A 21,000-nucleotide genomic window follows, 5' to 3' on the forward strand; every position below is an offset into this window, starting at 1 on the left:
AGATTAGTGACATCTCGATATAAGATCTAATATTGATTTCTGATTCGAGCCATCATTTGTGATGATTGATCAGGGTCTTCCCGGAGACAAGCGGGATGCGCAACAAGCTGGCCAATGCCGGAGTCTTCTGTATCGCATGCCGCCCTGGCTTCATCACTAAAATTGATGCCGGAATGACAGTCCCATTGATACCAACCCATGGACCTTAAGCAAATCCAGTACTTCATCGCGCTGTTCGAAGATGGCTCCGTCACGCGCGCGGCCAAGCGCCTGAATATCGTGCAGCCGGCGCTCAGCATGCAGATCGCGCGGCTGGAAGAGGAGTTCGGGCAGAAGCTGTTCGACCGCATCCCGCACGGCATGGTGCCGACTGCTGCGGGTCGCATGATGTACCGCCTGTTCCTGCCCATCGTGCGCGACATCGCCGGCGCGCGGCAGCAGATGATGCAGCGAGAGGAGCAGATGGCCGGCCGCATCACGCTTGGCATGGTGGCGTCCGAGACGGAGAGCGTGCTGGTGGGATCGCTGGCGCGCTTCAATGCGCGCTATCCAAACGTAGAGGTTTCCGTGGCGGACGGCTTCAGTGCCGCGCTGATCGATCTCGTTTCCGCCGGCCAGCTTGACGCGGCCGTGGTGCATCGCCAGCGCGGCCGGCCGGCGCTGCATGTGCAGCCGCTGCACGACGAGGAAATGGTGCTGGTGACCAGCGTCGAACACGGCCCCGAACTGCCTGAATCGGTAGAGATGGCGAAGCTGCCGGGACTGGAACTGGTGCTGCCGACCAAGCGGCATGGCCTGCGCGTGGTGCTGGACACGGCGACGCAGGCGCAGGACGTCACCCTTGCGCCGAAGTTCGAGATCGACATCCTCGGCACCATCGTCCAGTTCGTGCAGGAGACGCGCTTTGCCACCGTGCTGCCGCGCATCGTGGTGCTGCGCGCCGTGGAAGAGGGACGGCTGCGGATGCATACCATCATTGCGCCGCGCATCGTGCGGCATCTGGTTTGCGTGAGCCATCCGCAACGGCCGCTGAGCACGGCGGCCGAGGCGTTGATCGCGATCGTCGCGGAGGAAATCAGGCGGGTTTCCGGGATGGCGTAACGGGGTGGCATAACGGGGTGGCGTAACGGTGGGGTGATCGCCTGGGCACTGACGCAGCGGCCGGTGCGGCTGTCGCAACCGTTATCGGTCGTCGGCGTGGGGCCGGGATCGGGCCTGATGGTCGGATCCGCGGATATCATGCAGCGCTACGGCCTTGAAGCCGCCGGCTACCAGCTGAAGCTGGGCAAGCCCGATCCAGCTGGGGATTCCGGTCGTGACGGAGCTGGAACGGCAGATCGTCGTCGACCGGAAGCCGCCGGCGGCTGTCGCGCGCGACTGGATGAAGGCAAATCCGGAAATCGTGCGCGCATGGTTTGCCCCGTAAACGTGCGGCTTGTGCCTGGGGATGGACGGAGCGCTAGCGCGACGCTCCGCCGGCTATCTCTTTCTTCACCACATTTACCTGAGTTGGTCGAGCGGCATGGCCGCCCCGACGGCCTGGGGCGCGAATGCGCGAGAGACCTGGCAAATCAGGGCAGCGCCCAGCGTCAGACCGCCGCCGTCACGATGATTTCCACCAGCAATTCGGGACGTGCGAGGGGTCTGACCAAGATGAGGCTAAATTGCTATCATAAGCCTTGTGGTTATGAAAAACCCAATTCTTATTCCCAGGTGGAATAAGTCGGTCAGGCTGCGAAGGCCTGCCCAAACTGCCGGGCCCGCTTGACGTCGTCGCTATTCAAGTAGATCGAGGTGGTTGAAATCGATTCCTTCCGAAGCGCCCGTTTGGAAGCCGGTGGTCGATTTCACGCTTGGGCACCAGGCCCGTGGACCACGAAAGCGTCAACGATCCCGATAGCTCGGTCTGTTCAGCCGTGGTCGCAGGCAAGCCCACGGCCGGATAGTCGTGCCCAGACTTGCAGCTCGCGTTTCCGTGGATGCCACCCCTGGCGCAAGAAAAGTGAATAAACGTTAAATGTTGTGAATTCACCAAATCTCTATTGCGGCCGCAATGAGGGTCCGTTACGGTGCCGAATCGCCAAGCGGGCCGAGCGCGAATCTGAATCGTGCAAAGTCGCGCTTATATCTGGTGTTTGAATTCCTGAATATAAATTAGGAAACGTCCGATGGTTTTTTGGCGATGGCATGGATACGCTCCATCCCGACCCGGCACGCAAGGGCTTCCCAGTGGATTGTCCCGCGCCCATAGCGACACAACGATGCCGCTCAGCAAAAACAAGAATAGGGAATTAAGCAGCATGGGAGTTTTCAGCAGTGCATTCCAAGTTCATTGGCGTCGCGCTGCAATGTGTATGGCAGCCCTTGGCTTCGCGGTGACGGCCATCAGCACAAGCGTGGCGGCTCAGGATGCCGGCAAGGAGCCGTTTCAGCGTCTCAATGAAGCCGAGATCAAAGCCAAATACCAGCACTGCCCGGACGGCTACTACACCGGGCCGCGGCCTGGCAAGGGCGTCTACACCAAGGATCACTTCCTGTGGGTCGTAACGCCGGAGTTTGCTGAACGCTACTGCATACCCCAGGAGTTTGTCAGCAAGGACCTCAAGGGCGCGGAAGCCGTCGCCTTCACGGTCTCGGAGAATCGCGACGAGGAGCGCTGTAGCTACAACGGTGTTGAGGAACGGTGCGGCTTCCCGAAGTCCTTGCGCTTTGAACTCTATTTCAAGTCCGGTACACCACTGCCAATGGCGATCGATACATCCATTGCAATGGTACCATCGTTGCCCTCCGCATACATGATAGCGAGATCGTCAAAACGACTCTCGGAAGCGCTGCGTAAGGATGCACCAAAACCCAAACGCGAAATACCGGTAAAGGCTTTTGAGCTATCTCAGATCGGCATCTCTGGGATCAAGGACGGCAAGATCGTCTGGCCGATCACGACCCTGCATGAGCAGACCTACTTCGTCCGCGTCTTCGAAGGCATCGACTACCTGGCCGTCGAAGGCAGTTACCGGCATGTTCACCAATCCAAGGAGGGAAGCCCAGGATGTGCGGAAGTTTGTGATTTCCTTCGATAAGCTCGGAGACCGATCCCGGACCAATAACGGACGTCAGCTAAGGAAAGACTGATTTAATCAGCGCGGCAGTCATCTGTGAGTGGCGTGCAAGCGTTGTCATGTGCATGCCCACGATATGAGTCGGAGATGAAGCGACAGATCAGTTTTGCGGAAGCGGAAAGCCACGGCAAGAAGCGGGTGACGCGACGCGAGCGCTTCCTGACGGAGATGGAGAGTTTGGTGCCGTGGACGCGCCTGATTGCGGCGGTCGAGCCGTACTACCCCAAGGGCAAACGTGGACGGCCGCCGATCGGTCTGGAGCGGATGCTGCGCATCTACTTTTTGCAGCAGTGGTACGGATTGTCGGACGAGGCGCTGGAAGACGCGCTGTACGACAGCATGGCGATGCGGGCCTTTGCCGGGATCGACTTGGCAGTCGAAGCGGTTCCGGACGCGACCACGCTGCTGAAGTTTCGCCGCCTGCTCGTCGAGCATGAACTGACGCGAAAACTGTTCGACGAGATCGGCATTATGTTGTGCGAGCGGGGGCTGATGATGAAGGAAGGCACGATTGTGGATGCCACTATCATCGAGGCGCCGCCGTCGACCAAGAACAAGGAGAAGAGCCGCGACCCGGAGATGCACCAGACCAAGAAGGGTAATGAATGGCATTTTGGTATGAAGGCACATGTCGGCGTGGATGCGGCTTCGGGGCTGGTGCACAGCGTGGTGGGCACGGCGGCCAACGAGTCGGATGTGTCGCAGGCGCATGCCTTGCTGCATGGCCACGAGGAGCACGCGTTTGGCGACGCGGGCTACACGGGCGTGGAGAAGCGCAAGGAGATGCAAGGCAAGTCCGTGAAGTGGCAGGTGGCCGCCAAGCGCGGCAAGATCAAGGCGATGCGTGACGGTGCGTTCAAGGAGCTCCTGATCGCCGTGGAGCGGGCCAAGGCCCAGATTCGGGCGCGGGTCGAGCATCCGTTCCACGTCATCAAGAATCTCTTCGGTCATCGCAAGGTTCGCTATAAGGGCCTGGTCAAGAACACGGCGCAGTTGTTCAGCCTGTTTGGTCTGGCGAATCTGGTGCTCGCCAGGAAGCTGTTGTTGGCCTCATAGGGGAGCAATCCGTCCAGAGCGCGGAAAAGCGCGCCAGGAAAGGTGCGAAACGAGAGAAAAAATGGCTTGAATCGGCCCATCTCTCCCGCGTTGCGAAAATCGAAATCCTTGGCTTGTGAAACATCAAGCGCAAACCTCATTGATCAGCGATTCCCTAAGCGAATTTGCATACCTTGTCGAACTGCCAGAATCGTTCTCGGACAAGATCCGCGCCATCGACAAAGCGCGCGGCCTGAATTACAGGGCGATGGCGGAGGAGTTCCTGCGCCGGCAATCGCAAAAATAAGCAACAAGAAGACCGATTGCCCCGGAAGCGGAACCACGACGGCGACCAACTACGACACGATTCTCAAGTACATGCCCTTTGCCAAGGGCGTCTATGGCACCGGGCCGGGAACCGCCCCGCTGTCCGTCGGTGCTGGGGCACTGCCTGACGCCGAACACGACCACCAATAACATGGCGTGCAATTCGGTGCTTGGAATGCTGACGGGGATGGCTCATGGCATGACCTTCCAACTCCCGAACGCCACCGGGCTTATGCCGGGGGGGCTTCTGAAAGTTGTCGTCACTAAAAGAAACAGAGAGGCGATTAAGCATGTGGAGTAAAGCATCAACGAAGCGAAAGACGCCTGGACGCACGCTGTATGCCGTCCTTGCCTTGTTGCTCCTGGTAGGCGTCACGGTAGCTGTCGGCAGTCGGTCCGCCTTGTGGGCGGGGCCCTTCGATCTTCCCAAGGGAAATGATCCCATTATTGGTGACCTTGGAGGTGAAACCGTCTCAGTTCCGCTTAATTACACGCACCTTATCACTGAGTACGACGGGGACCCGAGTGTCTTTGACCCGGAGCGTCGCAAGTGGAAACCGCCGGTTCGCACCTTCACCTCAAAGATCAATTCGTTGCCGCTGATGGTGCACTTGCCAGATTTTGCGCCGAGGACTGCGGAAAACGAATCGAGCTACTTCAAAACCCCTGCCATAGACGATCCGCATGAATGGTTGCCGGTCGGTGTTACAGCAAGTAGCCAATTTTTCATTTCGGATGATGCCCTCAAAGAGGGGAGCCCATTCAATAGAGAAAAAATTATTGAAAGCCATTCTGGACCCACAAATCCAAAATTTGGAGGGCCAGCGTTCGTTCGCTACGACAAAGAGGATACGCTGCGCTATGGCCTAGCGACTCCGCCAGGGAGCTCCCATGCCAAGCGCGCTCCACCGTGAATTGAGTACGTACCTCAGGCGAGCTGGCGCTCTGGATATTCCCCCGAGCTGGCCAGCCAACCCGCGTCCAGCCAACCGCGACGGATCGGCTAACGAAGTTGACCGGGTGTCGGGCAGAACCATGGGCCTCCCAACGAATCTCCACGTAAATCGTCGCGCCCACGTTTCCGGTGAGTGGCGGGATAACAGCCACCCGCGCCATGGAAAAGTGAATAAACGTTAAATGTTGTGAACTCGCCGAAGTTCTATTGCAGGCGGAAGGCGATCTCGCTATGGTGCAGAATCGGCGAAAGTGGCCGAGTGCGAGTCCATACCGCGAATAACCATCCTTATTTCTGATATCAAAATTTCTGAATACAGATTCGGAATCGTCTGATGTCTATTTGACGATGGTATCGGTATGCTCCAGTGCGCGCATGGTGTGGAGTCGCAATGGAGCACCAATGGCCGTGGGCAACACAACGATGTTGCTTTGCGTGAAAACGAGAATATGGAGTTATGCAGTATGCGAATTTTCAGCCGGTCCATCGATATCCGGGCGAAGCCCCCGAACGCCACTGGGCATGCAGGGGTGCATGGGACCATGGAGAAGCTTGGGACTTGGCAAAGTTTTCGCCCCGGCTGCGCCGTATCCCCGGCCTTTCCTTGGGGTAACCTGCTAGGCCTTGGTCATGCGTGAGGATCAACACCGTCAGGGAGTCCGCGTAAGACGGTAGCGTTTATTGCAAGTGCGTCCATGATTGTTGGGTGCGCAAACACGCAACCGAAGCCCGCAACGGCAACTTGCGAGGGGAAGTCATTCGGGCCGGAAGTTGGTGTAACAAACAAGCAATCTGACACCTCACTTCGAGAGGTTGCTTGTCGACCTGGATTTTCCATGAGCTTGGGAGATCCTCAATATATGGCCGTTTCGAAATACGCCTCGCAAACACAAGTTAGCGAGCAACAGATTCGAAACGCTGTCGTGTGGTGTCCCTGTGCGGCATAGCAGTTGCCGTCGGCATGAAAAAAAACAATGAGGCGATGCAGCATGTGGAGTCATTCATCAACGAAGCGAGCGAGGTTCAGGCGCCCGCTGTTTGCCGCTCTTGCTGTACTGTTCGTAGTGGCTGCGACGGTAGTAGTTGGCACCCGAACGGCCTCGTGGGCCGGCCCCTTTGATCTCCCCAAGGGGGATGATCCCATTATTGGCGACCTCGGGGGTGTGCCGGTTTCTGTTCCTGTCAACTACACCCACCTCGTGACCGAATACGACGGCGATCCTAGCTTGTTCGACCCGGAACGCCGCAAGTGGAAGCCGCCAGTCCGCACCTTCGCCTCAAAGATCAACTCGTTACCGCTGATGGTGCATTTGCCGGATTTTGCGCCGAGGACTGCCGAGAATGAGGCTAGCTACTACCGAGCGCAGAAATCAATTGAAGGGCCGGAGGAGTGGCTCCCGATCGGGGTCAGAGCAAGCAGCGCCATGTATCTGACCAACCAGCAATTACTCGATGGCGATCTATTTAACCAAAAATCAAAGATCGATGGTTTGAGTAAATTCCGTAATCGACTTTACGAGCGGCAATCAGAAACATTATATGGACTGGTCGAGTATCGATCCCAGAAATTGGTTTATTACCCTGGTGGATCAGTCATGGAGAGGGAGCGTCTATTCTTCTTTACAAAGGACGGGAATAATATCACCTTCATTGAGTGCAGTGCAAACATCGAGCCCTTTGAGGAAAGCCCGCGTAATGTATGCACTCATCAATTTTCTCTTTACCCCTCACTAAAGGCCGAGGCATCTCTGCAATACGATGCTCGCACGCTTAGCCAATGGATGAAGTACGAGCAAGGGGTTCGAAAACTAATTCTTAGCTTCCAGGCACGATCTGCCGAGACGAGCGATAAATTGGGAAAATAAGAGATATTCATGCCAACACCAATATCCGCGCAGACCCTCACTCAGATTCGCTCCCAATTCGAAGCTGGAAAGCTTACGCCAGATCAAGTTTATCGCCAACTTGAAAGCTATGGCTATAAATATGCGGGATGGGCCGGCGGCGTTGCAAATGTAAATACAATTGCAGGAGCATCGGCGCTGACCTATATGAGTAACACCGCAAAAGAGTTAGGCAAACCGCTAGACGAAGCCCAAGTTAACCAAATTAAATTCGGTATGGCTCGGGGCTATCTTGATACGCTATACGAGCAGACAAAGGGGGGAACTCAACCTGTTAGTAGGGATATCAATAGTAATGAGGTTTGGGGTTTTCACAGCAAAGTTTTCGAGAAGAATGGTCTCCCTCCCGAAGCCTGGACGCTTGATGCCCCATTCCGAGTAATGGAAAAGATGGGCGGCCCGGCCAAAGTGGAGCAGTTCTGGAATATGCTGCGCGACACGGGCGGTGCCTACGGGGACGCATTAGCAGCGAACCTCTACACGCTCGGGGTCATGTATGGGGCATCAGCGTCGCCTGATCCCTCCATCCGCGCCATGGCCAAGGACTGGCTGGATAAGGCCCCCGGCGTGACATCGGGAAAAGAGCTTCAGAATCTTCTCGACGCTGTCACCCAGTTGGATAAGGTAGGCTTCCTTGATTCGATTGGGGTGGATGCAGTCAATACACTCCAGCAAATCCGCAATGAAGTCGAGGACCAGTTCAAGCAGGTCTTCGACAAGCTGTTCTCGGATGCTACCGGCACAGCCGGTGTCGGCAATGCGCTTGCGGCACTCGGCGGAGACCGTATTCCGCTAGTCGACAATGGCGGCGTTACTTCTGACGGCGCGACACCGACCGAGGAGGCAATTCTTGCCCAGAGACAGGCCTTCGCTGAACGAACAGCGAACTGGCAAAGCGCCATCGAGCGTCTCTACGGCAAGGACGTTTCCCTTTACACCCTGGATGACGGCACGCGGGTTCTGGTCGATGGACAGCAGAAGGTGCTCGCCACGGTATCCATCGATGGCAGCGATGTTCGCCTGACTGGACTCCATGGTGAGGTAGTCTCGGTTCAGGCGGATGGCCGTCTTAACGTAGCCGCCCCAACGGCAGATGGCTTGTCACCCGGTGAAATCTCCGCGACACCGGAGACGCCACCCACTGTTACCCGGCACCGGAGTCACCAGTCACCGCCACTGCGGTGCTCGGCAGCGTGCAAAGCATGCTGTCGCTGGTTCAGGCCATCGAGTCCGGCGACACGGCGGCCATTGCGGCAGCCAGCGCCGCCATGCTGGCAAATCTGGACGGGCTGCGCAGCGATGTGCATTTGCTGCCAGATGGCATTGGGGCCGGACTGAACGTACTCGCCGCCGGTCTGAACCTGTTCAACGCCATCCAGGATGGCGACGGCCTGGGTATTGCGGCATCCGGTCTGAACCTGGGTAGCCAGGCAGCGATGCTCTACGCCAACATCCTCAAGGATCAAGGGCTTACCCTGTTCCAGGAAGGGGCTGCTGGGGCGGCCAACCTCTTGGACGTCGCCGGGACAATGGGCCAGGTGGCAGGCGGTCTGGCCCTGGCTGCGAGCATCGTGTCGCTGGTGATGGCAATCGAGGGTGGCAACGGTTATCAGATTGCCAGCGCCACGCTCAGCACTGCTGCGGCAGCGAGCGCCATGGCGGGATACATGGGGTACGCAGCATACTCGTCCTACGCTCCACCGCTGGCTTTCGCCGCAATGGCGGTAGCGATGATTGGCGCGGCTTTTACCGACGACGATATCCCGACGCTCGAGGGCGAGGCGACGGCCGTGTGGAACCCGGATGGCAGCATCCATGTGCTGACCACCGTCGATACCGAGCAAGGCGGGGATACGCCGACCAAGATGCTGCAAAGCCTGGTGGATGCCCTGCAGCAGTCGCTTGCCACACAGGTCGACGCCAATGGCAACCCGCTCTACGCCATCATTCCGCAGCGCCTGCCGACGATTGGCTACGCCTACGATCCGGATAGCTACCTGGGCAATATCGCCAGCGATGGCGGTGGCGCACCCGGCCACCTGTACCTGAAATGGATTGACGAAAGCGGTCAGGCGCAGACGCGCTACTTCGATGGCGCCGGTAGCCGTGGTCAGGAAGGCCAGGCAACGCTGATGCAGGAGTTCCTGGCCCATGCGTTCGAAGCCGTGGTGCCGGCCTGGGAGGCCGAGACGGTGCTCGCCGCCATGAACGAACACGGGGCGCTGACGCCGCCGGGCACGGGCGGCATTGACGAGAACCGGGCGCGTGTCGCGCAACAGTTGCACAATCAGGATTGGCAGAGTCCCGACGCCGCGGCGGGCATGCCCGAGCAGGACGCCGACGGCATCCGCCAGCATTTCACGGCGCTGACGGTCGATCTGAAGCCGGAACTGCCCGCGAGCGTAAGCGCTAGCCGGATCGGCAAGAACGTCGATCTGGATGGCTACATCGAGCAAACCGACTGGATCAACGCCAACCAGGGCATTCTCTCCATCGATGCGAATGGCGACGGGGTTATCGGCCAGAATGAGATTCTGACCAATGACCCCGATGCGGCGGCCGCCCATGCCCGCAACAGCCTGCAGTGGCTGGACATCAACCACGACGGCAGGCTGGACGCCTCCGACCCGGCCTTTGCCGCGCTCGGTATCTGGCTGGACGTGAACCGCAATGGCCAGACGGACAAGGGCGAGTTCGCCTCGTTCCTTGACCGCGGGATCGCCAGCCTGGATTTCACCAGCACGCCACCGGTGCTGCGCGCCGCAGACGGCAGTGTCATGACGGTCACCGAGCAGCACCTGACGGCAGACGTGCGCGGCGACGCCTATCAGGCGGCGTTCGCGGACACGGATGGCGACGGCGACCTGGACGCTTTTGCCGGCATGCTGCACGCGAAGGAAGGCGGCGAGACGGTCCTGAATGCCGTCGTCACGCACGACTACACTGGCGAAGCCGGCCATACCCACGGTGGCGAGGCAGCCGCGGACGCCAGCGGCCAAATGCGCGTCGAGGCAGGCGACACCACGATCCGCAGCGCCAGCGACAAGCAGCATGAGCAGACCCTGGCCGAGGCGGTCATTGCCGCCGACGACATTCGCGTGACCGATGGCGAGGGGCTCACGTCAGGCGAGACCAAGGCCACGAACGTCGACGCCGCCGATGGCCGCCTGACCTCCAAGGGCGATGCCAACAACGGCAAGCCACCGCAACGCACCGAGTCCGTCCGGCCGAACGATGGCCGCGTCACCAGCGCGGCGCCGACGAACCCGACGGATGCCTATGCCGCGATTCGGGACGAGTGGATCAAGAGCGCGGACAGCCCGTTCGCTGGCGCCGGCGCACTGGTCGGCGTGGGCATCGGCATGGTGGCCGGCGTCACGGGAGCCGAGGCTGCGGGCGGCGCTGAGCCGGGCGCTCCGCTGGCCGTCGATGCGAGCGGCAACAACACTGTCAGCCGCGTGCCCGGCACGACCGATGCAACGGATGCATCGCCGGCCCCGGCCACGCCGCCCCTGTTCGTGGCGCCGCCGGTGGATTCACTGCCACCGAGCCGCCGCCCCGCCAGTTCCGGCCCGGCTGAAGTCCTGACGGTGGAAGTGGCGCCGAGCCGGATCGAGACGGTGGCGCACGACGACACTCAGGACGGGGCCAAGTCCGGTACGGCGAGCACCAGTCCGCTGCCGGAGCGGATCATAGCCGGCCCCAACGGCGAGGACGTGCGTCTGGCCCCGCCCGACGTGTTGGATGAGCGCGTGGGCGGGGTCGAGGACACCCGCTATGCCTTCGACGCCTTGGTACTGCTGGCGAACGACACCACCCGGAATGCCACCACCCAGCCGCTGCGCCTGGTCGAGGTATTCGGCGCCGAGCATGGCAAGGTCGCCATCGTGATCCAGGCAGACGGCAGCCAGCGCGTGGTGTTCACGCCCGACTCCGACTACTGGGGACCGACGCTGTTCCGTTACGTGGTCGAGGACCAGTACGGCCTGCAATCGCTGGGCCGCGTCTATCTGGACGTTGCCCCGGTCAATGATGTGCCGGTCACGGCGGGCGAGAACGTGGCGATGGACGAGGACGTAGGCATTCTGCTCTCGTCCGCACAACTGCTGGCCAATGATTTCGATGTGGATACGCCGACGGTCGGCGATGTGCTGAGCATCCTGCGCGTCTCGCATGCCCAGCATGGGCTGGTCAGGCTCGATGCCGATGGCAATGTGCGCTTCCTGCCAGACCGCGACTACTTCGGCCCGGCCAGCTTCGTCTATTGGGTCTCCGACGGCAATGGCGGCCTGACGCCGGCCACTGTCAACCTGGAGATTCGCCCGGTCAATGACGCCCCGGTGGTCGCCGGCGAGACCATTGCCACCGACGAGGACACAGTCCTGCTGATCGAGCAGGCAACGCTGCTGGCAAACGAGACCGACGTGGACAACCCGCACTCGGACCTGACGGTCTTCTCAGTGCGCAATGGCCAGCACGGCACGGTCGAGCTGATGCCGGACGGGCAAATACGCTTCGTCCCCGAGCAGGACTTCTACGGCACGGCCACCTTCTTCTACACGGTCTACGACGGCGCGGGTGGTTACACCGAGGCCATGGCGACGGTCGACCTGGCGCCGGTCAACGACGCGCCCATTGTGACCGGCGAACAGTTCAGCGGCAACGAAGACGAGGCGCCCACCTTCACGGCGGCCAGCCTGCTGGCCAATGACCGCGACGTGGACGATGCGCAACCCTCCCTCACGCTGGTGGCGGTCGGCAACGCCCAGCACGGCGAGGTGCGGCTGAATGCGGACGGCTCGGTCAGCTTCATCCCGGAAGCCGACTACTTCGGGCCGGCCAGCTTCAAGTACACCGTCTCGGACCCCCACGGCGCCACCACCACCGCGCGCGTCGATATCGACCTGGCGCCGGTCAACGACGCGCCGCGCCTGCGCGACGACGTGATCGCCGGCACGGAGGACATGGCGCTGACCATCGAGGCGGCGGCACTGCTGGCCAACGATTCGGACGTGGACGATCCACACGAGGCGCTGACGATCACCCGTGTCAACGGTGCCACGCATGGCACGGTATCGCTGAATTCGGACGGCACCATCCGCTTCGTGCCGGACCAAGATTTCTTTGGCGATGCGACCTTCACCTATGAGGTGAGCGATGCCGCCGGAGCGACTTCGACCGCGACCGCTACCATCCACGTGGTGCCGGTCAACGACGCCCCGATTGCCAACGACAACATTGTCGACGGCCGCAAGGGCGTGGCCATCACCATGACGGCGGCGGCGCTGCTGGCCGATGACTTCGACATCGATAACCCGCACGCGGACCTGCGTATCGTGGGCGTGTCCGATGCCGAACACGGCACGGTACGCCTGAACGCGGACGGTTCGGTCACGTTCCTGCCCGAGCCAGGCTATGGCGGCTATCCCGGCGCGCAGGGCCACTTCACCTACACGATTGCCGACGGCGCCGGCGGCTTCGCCACGGCGACCACAACGGTCAACCTGGAGAAAATCAACACCACGCCGGTCGCCGTGGATGATGGCTTCTCGGGCTACGAAGACACGCCGTTCATCATCAACACCGCACAGTTCCTCAGCAATGACTCGGACCCGGATGGTGATGCACTGACGGTCACGCAAGTGGCCAACGCCCAGCACGGTACGGTCGAGATCCAGTCCGACGGCCAGGTACGCTTCACCCCGAACACCGATTTCTATGGGCAGGCGTCGTTCCAGTACCTGGTCACCGACCCGTACGGCGGCCAGACCTGGGCGACGGCTTACCTGAATGTGGCGTCGGTCAACGATGCCCCTGTGATCGAGGCCATCGAGTACGGCCGGCCGGTTTTCGGCTATTACTACGGCCCGGCGCCGCAAATTGGCACAGAAGCCCCCGTCGACGGCGGCGGGCCAATCTGGGCTGCCTACGATGAAAACCACGAGCGGGCCACGAACTACTTCCAGCCGCTCTACGATGAGGGGCTGGCCAGGTCCCTGTCCGCGCAAGGCCAGTTGTACGACGCCGGCGGGGCGCGCTACACGCCGGCCCAGTACCAGAATGGCATGCTCAAGCCGCTCGAACTGAGTCAGGTCGACAGCGTCATGCAACTGAATTCCGGCGGGGTCGACATGCCGGTCTATGTTGGGCCTGCCGATGACCCCGCGCGGCAGATGGGCCGCATCGTCGCCTATGACCCGGACGGCAATTCGGCAGCCATCGTCATATCGATTGCTCAAGGACCGCAGCATGGGCATGCGTACGGCAATGCATACGTCGACACCTTTACGCCTGACTATCAAGGCCACCCCTGGCTGGCCCAGCATCTGATCGACAGCCCCAACTATTGGCAATACCTCAGCCATCGCGGTGACCCCTACAACGGCGCGGACAATTTCACCATCCGCATCCAGGATGCCCAGGGAGCCGTCACCGATGTGGTTGTCAACGCCACGCACAAGGGCACCAACGCCAGCGGCGGTTTCACCCCGATCGTGCTGGATCTGAATGGCAACGGGACAGAGTTGATCGCAGCCGACCAGTCCAACGTCAAGGCGGACGTCAACCACGATGGCCAGACCGAGCAGATCGGCTGGGCTGCGGCGACCGATGGCGTGCTGGGCTTCGATGCCGACGGCGACGGCAGGATTTCCGTCGAGGAGACCCGGCTGACCAATTTCGCACCTGGCGCCAAGACCGATGTGGAGGCGCTGGCTGCCTTCGACAGCAACCACGACGGCAGGATCACCAACGAGGACGCCGCCTGGAGCCAGTTCAAGGTGGTGGTGGACGCGGACGGCAATGGTGACTTCACCCAGGCCGAGCACAAATCTCTGGACGAGGCCGGCATTGCCTCGATTGGCCTGGATCGCAAGGGCGAAGCGCACCTCGACCACGGCAACGTGGTATTCGGCACCGTCGATGTGACGCACACCGACGGCAGCAAGAGCGAAGCTGCCGACGTCATGTTCGCGGGCAAGGACGTGCCGCTGCCCAGCTTCGCGCTGTACCTGGAGGAGATCCATGCAGGCATCGTGCCGGAGGCGCAGACAGATGACGCGGCGTTCACTGCCGACGTGGTGGCGCAAGCCGCGCTGGCTGAGACGCCCCTCGTGCAACCAGATTCCGAGGCATCGCCGCCACCGGGTTGGGCCAGCGAGGCTGCCTTGTGCCGGGCGCTACTGCTGTTCACGCAAGGGAGCAATACCGCACCGCCGCGCGAGGGGCAGCAGTTCGGCTATGTACCGCCGCACGAGCCCACGCCGGAGGAAATCATTGCCAGCGCCGCTCAAGCGGGCTTGAACGACCTCTCTATGGGGGCCAGCTACCAGAGCTGATCCCGCTTCATTCTCATTGCATCAACCAGGCCGGCATGGCGCATCGCGCCTATGCCGCAGGGAGCGCTTTTTTGTCCAACAATACCGTTTCCTCCTCTGCGGCCCCTCAGTCCGCCTCAACGCCAGCGCGCAACACGCGGGCCGTCGCCTTCTTCGCAAGACTGCAAGAGGTGGCCGCAGGTGCCCGGATCGAGCAGCAATGGCGTGAGTTTGGCGAGGGCGTCGAAGGCGCCGCCCAATCCATCGATCATGCGCTGCGCGAATTGCAATTCGAGACCCACACACATCGTGGTACGGTCGCGCAACTGGCGAAGACGACGCTGCCGGTGATCGCTCTGGACCGGTCCGGCCTCGCCGTGGTGGTGGGCAATGCGCAAGGGGACCACCTGATGATCCAGCGTGCGGGGGATGACAAGCCCGATCTGGTCAAGATGGGGGACTTTGCCCGCGAGTTCTCCGGCACCTGGGTCAGCGGCATCCTCAGCACCGAAGCGGTGGTGGCCAGGATTGATCCGACAAGCCATAAATTTGGCTTCGCCTGGTTCTGGCATGCCCTGTCGAAGTACAAGGCCGAGATGGCGCAGGTACTGCTGGCGACCTTCTTCGTGCAGATTTTCGCACTGATGACGCCGCTGGCCTTTCAGGTGGTGATCGACAAGGTACTCACCCATCGCAGCCAGGCCACGCTCGTCGTCATGCTGATCGCGCTGGCCGGCGTGGCCGTCTTCGAGATGGTGCTGTCTGGCGCGCGGCAATACCTGTTCTCGCATACGACCAACCGGGTGGACGTGGAACTGGGGGCACGGCTCTTCGCGCACCTGATGCGCCTGCCGATGTCGTTCTTCAACAGCCGAAATTCGGGCGAGATCATCGCCCGCGTACGCGAGCTCGAGTCGGCGCGCAACTTCCTGACCGGGCAGGCGCTGACCGCGTGGCTGGACCTGCTGTTCGCCGTGGTCTACCTGGCGGTGATGTTCTACTACAGCCCGCTGCTGACCTTCATCGTACTGGCGTTCCTGCCGATCTTCTTTGGCGCGTCGTATCTGGTCAGCCCGCTGCTGCGCAAGAAGCTGGAAGACAAGTTCGCCCTCGGTGCGGAGAACCAGAGCTTCCTGGCCGAAACCCTGGGCGCCATGGAAACCCTCAAGGGCCAGGCCGTCGAGTCAAGCTGGCGACGCCTCTGGGAAAAGCGCCTGGCCCGCTATGTGACCTCGGCCTTCGAGTCGGGGCATACCGCCAACTGGACCAACCTTGTGATCCAGACTGCCAGCAAGCTGCTGACCGTCATTCTGCTTGGCGTCGGCGCCATGCAGGTCATCGACGGCAACCTGACCGTCGGGGGGCTGATCGCCTTCAACATGCTGTCGGGCCGGGTCAACGCGCCGATTCTCAAGCTGTCGTCCTTGTGGCAGGAGTTCACGCAGATGCGTGTCTCGGTCAAGCGCCTGGCGGAGATCATGGATGCGCAGCCCGAAGCCGCCACTGCAGGCGGTGACAGGCGTGCGCCCATCGTTGGCGAAGTCACGTTTGACAACGTGAGCTTCCAGTATCACGAGAACGGTCCAACCGTCCTGTCCGATGTGAGCTTCAGGGTAAAAGCCGGCGAGATCATTGGCGTGGTGGGCATATCCGGGGCGGGCAAGACCACCCTCATGCGTCTGCTCCAGCGTCTCTATACGCCGCAGTCCGGGCGGGTGCTGGTGGATGGCATCGATCTGGCCTCGGCTGACCCGCACTGGCTGCGCTCGCAGGTTGGCGTGGTGGCGCAGGACGCGGCGCTCTTCAACCTGACGGCGCAAGAGAACATTGCGCTTGGCCAGCCCAGCCTGACTTTCGAAGAAGTGATGGCCGTTGCGCAGTTGGCCGGGGCACACGAATTCATCAACTTGCTGCCGCAAGGCTACGGCACGGTGATCGGCGAGCGCGGCTGCCTGCTGTCGGGCGGCCAGCGCTCCCGCATTGCCATTGCGCGGGCGCTTGCCACCGATCCGCGCATCCTGCTGCTGGACGAGGCCACTGCCAGCCTCGATTACGAATCCGAACAGGTGATTCACAACAACCTGCGCCAGATTTGCAAGGGCCGCACCGTGTTCATTGCGGCTCACCGCCTGACGACGCTGCGCATGGCCGACCGCATCCTGGTGCTGGAGAACGGCAAGCTGGTCGAATCCGGCCATCACACAACCCTGATCGACAAGCCTGGGCGCTACCGCTCGCTCTTTGAAGCGTCGCGGGCGCTGGAAGCGCTCAGCAAGCCATCCCCTTCCCTCAACCACAAAGCCGCGCAGGCGTTGCCCGACGCCGGAGAGTTCCATGTCTGACAACCAGCTCGCACCGAACCCGGTGCTGGACGATTTCGAGCGCGCCGCCAGCGGCGTGCGTAACCGCCGTCCGGCGGGAAAGGCCGGCAAGATTTCCCTGATGGTTTGCGGCATGGCCGCCATCGCGCTGGCCTACGCCGTGTTCGCCAGGATGGACGTGGTCGTGTCCGCACAAGGCAAGATCATCCCCTCGGGCAAGTCCAAGGTGGTACAGCCACTCGAAGCCGGCGTCGTGCGCCAGATCTATGTGCGCGATGGCCAGAAGGTCAAGGCCGGCGATGTCCTGATCGAACTGGACCCGACCACGACTGCGGCTGACCGAGATCGCCTGCAGCGCGACCACTGGGAAGCTGAGGCGGAGGTGCAGCGGCTGACAGCGCTGCTGGATGGCAAGGCCACCATGCGGCCAATAGAGGGGCTGCCGGACGATATCGCCCGCACGCAGCGGGCGCTGCTCACCAGCGCCCTGGCCGAGCACCGCGCCAAGATGGCGGCGCTTGATGCTGAGATCGCGCGCAAACGTGCCGACCGCGACGGCGCCGCCGCCAGCCTCGAGCAGATCCGGGAAAGCCTGCCGCTGGTCACGAAGAAGAATGACATGCGCGAGGAGCTGGTCAAGACCGGTCATATTGCCGAGACGGGCCTGATCGAGACGCGGCTCGAACTGATCAATCTCAAGAAGGAGCTGGCCCTGCAGACCAACCGGTTGGCGGAAGCCGGTGCAGGTCTGAACGCGGCCCATCAACAGCGGGCGCAGGCAGTGGCCGAGTTCACGGCCCGCCATTCTGCCGAGCTGGCGGAACAAAGCCGCAAGGCGGCGACCGCCGAGCTGGAACTGGTCAAGGCCCGGCAGCGCCGGGACCTGCAGATCCTTCGGGCGCCCATTGATGGCGTGGTCCAGCAGCTGGCGGTCACGACCGTCGGCGGCGTGGTCACCCAGGCGCAGCCGGTCGCCACCGTGGTGCCCGAGAATACAGCTCTGGAGGTCGATGCCCAGGTCCAAAATAAGGACATCGGCTACGTGAAGCCCGGGCAGCGGGTTATCACCAAGGTTGAAACGTTCGATTTCACCCGCTTCGGCTACATCGAGGGCCAGGTGCAGTGGGTCGGCACCGATGCCGTCAACGACCAGAAGCTCGGGCCCATCTACCCGGTGCGCATCCGGCTGGCGGAACAGGCCACGCCAAATTCGGTCAACGGCCGCAAGGGCACGCTCACGCCCGGCATGAGCGTAACGGCGGACATCCGGGTCGATGAGCGCCGCATGATCTCCTACTTCCTGTCGCCGCTGCTGCGCTACAAGGACGAGGCCCTGCGGGAGCGGTAATGGTACGAATTTCCCACATTGCCAGCGCCGCCATGGCCGTGCTGGCGGGCATGGCCATGCCGCATGGCCACGCCATCGATCTGGTGGCGGCTTACCGCCTTGCCCAAAGTGGCGATCCGACTTTTGAGGCGGCCCGCTATGCGTTGGAAGCTGGGCGCGAGAAGCTGCCGCAGGCTCGGGCCGGCGTGCTGCCGACCGTCAACCTGAATGGCAACGGCGGCCGCCAGAACGGGCAAGCGAGTTTTGCCGGCAGCCCCTATCAAGACCGGAACGTCAATAGCTGGGCGTGGAACCTGCAGCTGTCGCAGCCAGTCGTGCGCGTCGCCAGCTGGATCGGCGTCGCGCAAGCTGGCGCGCAGGTCGAACAGGCCGAGGCCCAGTTTGCGCAGGCCGAGAGCGACCTGCTCCTGCGCACGGCTCAGGCGTATTTTGACGTGCTGACCGCACGCGACAGCGTAACGGTCGCCAAGGCGCAGCTGCGTGCGGTGGAGCAGCAGCGTGTGCTGGCCAAGCGCCGCTACGACGTGGGCGAGGCAACCATCACCGACGTGTACGAGGCGCAGTCCCGGCATGATCTTGGCCGGTCTCAACTGGTGCAGGCGCTGAACGATCAGGAATCCCGGCAGGCAGAACTGGAAAAGCTGATTGGGGCACTGCCCGACCCGCTGGCTGGCCTCCGGGCCAATGTAAGCCTGCCCGCACCCGAGCCGGCAGACGTTGGCGCGTGGATGGGCAACGCGCGCGAGAACAACCCTGCGGTGCGCACGCAGTTGGCTGCGGTGGAAGTGGCCGAGAAGGAAGTGTCAAAGAACCGGGCGGCCCACCTGCCGACGCTCGATTTCACCGCCGGCTATGGCCGGAACTACACGTCGGGGTCCATGACCTCGCCGGCCGACATCGAGAATCGGGTCAAATCCGGCACCATCGGCCTGCAGCTGACCATTCCCATCTACCAGGGCGGCGCGGTCAATTCCCGGGTGTCGGAAGCCATTGCCAACCAATACAAGAGCCGCGCGGAACTGGAGGCGGCGCGGCGCCAGGCGGCCACGCTGGCGCGGCAGGCCTTCGGCGGCGTTACCAGCGGCCTGTCGCAGTTGGCGGCGCTGACCTCGGCGGTCACCTCGAGCCTGGATGCAGTGAATGCCAACAAGATCGGCTACCGAATCGGCACGCGCGTCAATATCGACGTGCTCAATGCCGAGCAGCAGCTTTTCGCCGCACAGCGCGACCTGGCCAAGGCGCGCTACGACACCATCCTGCAGGGGCTACGCCTGAAATCGGCCGCTGGCACGCTGGCAGAAGGCGACGTCATTGCCGTCAATGCCTTGCTGACCGAGGATGCCAGTCAAACCACACCCGCGGTGCCGGCCATGCCAGCCGCATCGAACGCCACCCAATCACCGCAAGTGAGAACCCAATGACAACCCCTACGAACACCGAGCAACTGGCAAAGTTCGCCGCCGAGCAGGCTCAGCGCGTCATCAAGAAGATCCCCCTGCTGGGGCCTGTCTCCTGGCTGATGATGAACAATCCATCGACTCGGCATGCCTTCTTCGCCGACCTGGAATGGCGTGTCATGCCGCCGCTCGTGCTGGAGCAGGCCAAGCTCTACATGAAGGGCGACATGCCTACCGCGTTCGTGACATGGGCTTACCTGTCCGAGACAGTGGTAGAGCGATTTGTCAGGCCGCCATTCCACCTCGCCCCCGGCGACTGGAAATCGGGCGACAAGGTGATCCTGATCGACTTGATCGCGCCCTATGGCGGTGCTGCTGAGGTGGTGGCCGATCTGAAACAGACCGCGCTGGCGGGAAAGGTGATTCATCAGGTAGCCCCAGAGACGGCTTCCTCGATGAACGTCATCACGCTGTAATTGCCTGTGTCATCCCTCCGCGCAACTATCATGCAAGAACCTGTTCTCGAAAGACGAAGCGGTCGTGCAAGAAGCACGGTATCGGCTCCGGCAGTTCCCCACCGGTTGCCGGACGCGACCGTACAAGCCCAGCCCCTTGGCGGCCCACAAGCCTCGCTGGACATCGGGACGGATACGAGCAGCGCCGTGCCGGCCCCTTGTTCCGCCTGCCTAGCACGAGCGCGGGCGAAATTGTTCTGCGGCTGGCGGGGCCAAGCCCCTTCCCAGGATGCCGCCCGCGCCGTCGTGTTCGTCGAGGCTTCTCGGTTCATGACGCTTTGGCAACAAGAGCCGGGATTCCAGTATCGGCAATTCCTGGAAGAGCCTCCATTTACTTGGCTCGCCGACCCAAAACTCACAGAAGCCGCCGCGCAATGCCGTGACTCTGCACGGATGCCGATCCCACTTCCGCAGGTTCAATGCCTGCGCCATATGGCAGAGCGCGTGCAGGATGTTCGGCGCCTGCGACGGCGCCCACAGGATCTGCAAGGGGCGCAGACCTATCGGTTTGCCGTGGTCGACAAGGGCGCCCACCACCTGATCTGGATGCTGGCGCAAGGTGTCCCGGTGTTTCCCGTCGAGTGCGATGTGACGCAAGCTTTCCGCCTCCACCAGGCCGCTGGCCTCCCGGGTACCGAACCCTCGACGATGCCGGAGTTGATGCAGCGCTATCGCTCTGCAGGCTGATTCGACGCCTTGCGCGGAGCGTACGCGGGGGCCACGTCCAAATATCCAATTGTTAAAAGAAACGGCGCCGTCTCTC

The 21,000-nt window shown here is 61.8% G+C and carries 14 protein-coding genes and 1 pseudogene; 14 read left to right on the forward strand and 1 reads right to left on the reverse strand.

Annotation, left to right across the window (positions count from 1 at the left end; genetic code table 11):
* The first annotated feature begins 198 nt into the window (after positions 1 to 198).
* Together IPF36_RS33655 and IPF36_RS33660 are read left to right on the forward strand one after the other, a co-directional pair.
* On the forward strand, positions 199 to 1,101 hold the full coding sequence (locus tag IPF36_RS33655; protein ID WP_133098285.1) for a LysR family transcriptional regulator: 903 nt from the start codon (positions 199 to 201) through the stop codon (positions 1,099 to 1,101).
* Positions 1,102 to 1,239: 138 nt separating this feature from the next.
* Positions 1,240 to 1,722: a hypothetical protein gene (locus IPF36_RS33660; protein ID WP_195432270.1), complete on the forward strand. Its 483-nt coding sequence runs from the start codon at positions 1,240 to 1,242 to the stop codon at positions 1,720 to 1,722.
* A 5-nt stretch (positions 1,723 to 1,727) separates the two neighbouring features.
* On the opposite strand, the pseudogene IPF36_RS34970 reads toward IPF36_RS33660, so the two are convergent.
* Positions 1,728 to 1,820, reverse strand: a pseudogene (locus IPF36_RS34970) (site-specific integrase); the annotation flags it as partial.
* 534 nt (positions 1,821 to 2,354) lie between these two features.
* Here IPF36_RS34970 and IPF36_RS33665 point away from each other — a divergent pair.
* The 12 genes from IPF36_RS33665 to IPF36_RS33715 all read left to right on the forward strand — a co-directional run bounded on the left by IPF36_RS33665 (position 2,355) and on the right by IPF36_RS33715 (position 20,924).
* Positions 2,355 to 3,080, forward strand: coding sequence for a hypothetical protein (locus IPF36_RS33665; protein ID WP_195432271.1), 726 nt, complete (start codon positions 2,355 to 2,357; stop codon positions 3,078 to 3,080).
* A 126-nt stretch (positions 3,081 to 3,206) separates the two neighbouring features.
* Complete coding sequence (locus IPF36_RS33670) at positions 3,207 to 4,175, forward strand: IS5 family transposase (RefSeq protein WP_195432272.1); 969 nt, start codon at positions 3,207 to 3,209, stop codon at positions 4,173 to 4,175.
* A 139-nt stretch (positions 4,176 to 4,314) separates the two neighbouring features.
* Positions 4,315 to 4,461 carry a hypothetical protein gene (locus IPF36_RS33675; RefSeq protein WP_195432273.1) on the forward strand — a complete coding sequence of 49 codons (147 nt, stop codon included), beginning with the start codon at positions 4,315 to 4,317 and terminating at the stop codon, positions 4,459 to 4,461.
* A 310-nt stretch (positions 4,462 to 4,771) separates the two neighbouring features.
* Entirely contained in the window at positions 4,772 to 5,395 is a 624-nt protein-coding gene (locus IPF36_RS33680; protein ID WP_195432274.1) for a hypothetical protein, read from the forward strand.
* 1,030 nt (positions 5,396 to 6,425) lie between these two features.
* Positions 6,426 to 7,301 carry a hypothetical protein gene (locus tag IPF36_RS33685; protein ID WP_195432275.1) on the forward strand — a complete coding sequence of 292 codons (876 nt, stop codon included), beginning with the start codon at positions 6,426 to 6,428 and terminating at the stop codon, positions 7,299 to 7,301.
* 9 nt (positions 7,302 to 7,310) lie between these two features.
* Positions 7,311 to 8,678 carry a hypothetical protein gene (locus tag IPF36_RS34975; RefSeq protein WP_255519993.1) on the forward strand — a complete coding sequence of 456 codons (1,368 nt, stop codon included), beginning with the start codon at positions 7,311 to 7,313 and terminating at the stop codon, positions 8,676 to 8,678.
* A 2,024-nt stretch (positions 8,679 to 10,702) separates the two neighbouring features.
* A complete protein-coding gene (locus IPF36_RS34980) occupies positions 10,703 to 14,677 on the forward strand; it encodes a tandem-95 repeat protein (protein ID WP_255520001.1) in 3,975 nt (1,324 codons plus the stop codon).
* 35 nt (positions 14,678 to 14,712) lie between these two features.
* Entirely contained in the window at positions 14,713 to 16,998 is a 2,286-nt protein-coding gene (locus IPF36_RS33695; protein WP_135706269.1) for a peptidase domain-containing ABC transporter, read from the forward strand.
* A complete protein-coding gene (locus IPF36_RS33700) occupies positions 16,991 to 18,325 on the forward strand; it encodes an HlyD family type I secretion periplasmic adaptor subunit (protein WP_135705205.1) in 1,335 nt (444 codons plus the stop codon). Before IPF36_RS33695 ends, IPF36_RS33700 begins: the two co-directional genes overlap by 8 nt.
* Complete coding sequence (locus tag IPF36_RS33705) at positions 18,325 to 19,746, forward strand: TolC family outer membrane protein (RefSeq protein ID WP_135705206.1); 1,422 nt, start codon at positions 18,325 to 18,327, stop codon at positions 19,744 to 19,746. The genes IPF36_RS33700 and IPF36_RS33705 overlap by 1 nt, the downstream gene beginning before the upstream one ends.
* Entirely contained in the window at positions 19,743 to 20,198 is a 456-nt protein-coding gene (locus IPF36_RS33710) for a toxin-activating lysine-acyltransferase (protein WP_135705207.1), read from the forward strand. The genes IPF36_RS33705 and IPF36_RS33710 overlap by 4 nt, the downstream gene beginning before the upstream one ends.
* 309 nt (positions 20,199 to 20,507) lie before the next feature.
* Positions 20,508 to 20,924, forward strand: a complete 417-nt coding sequence (locus IPF36_RS33715; protein ID WP_195432277.1) for a hypothetical protein — start codon at positions 20,508 to 20,510, stop codon at positions 20,922 to 20,924.
* Positions 20,925 to 21,000 lie beyond the last annotated feature (76 nt).

This window comes from Cupriavidus sp. IK-TO18, assembly GCF_015549295.1.
Classification (GTDB): domain Bacteria; phylum Pseudomonadota; class Gammaproteobacteria; order Burkholderiales; family Burkholderiaceae; genus Cupriavidus; species Cupriavidus oxalaticus_A.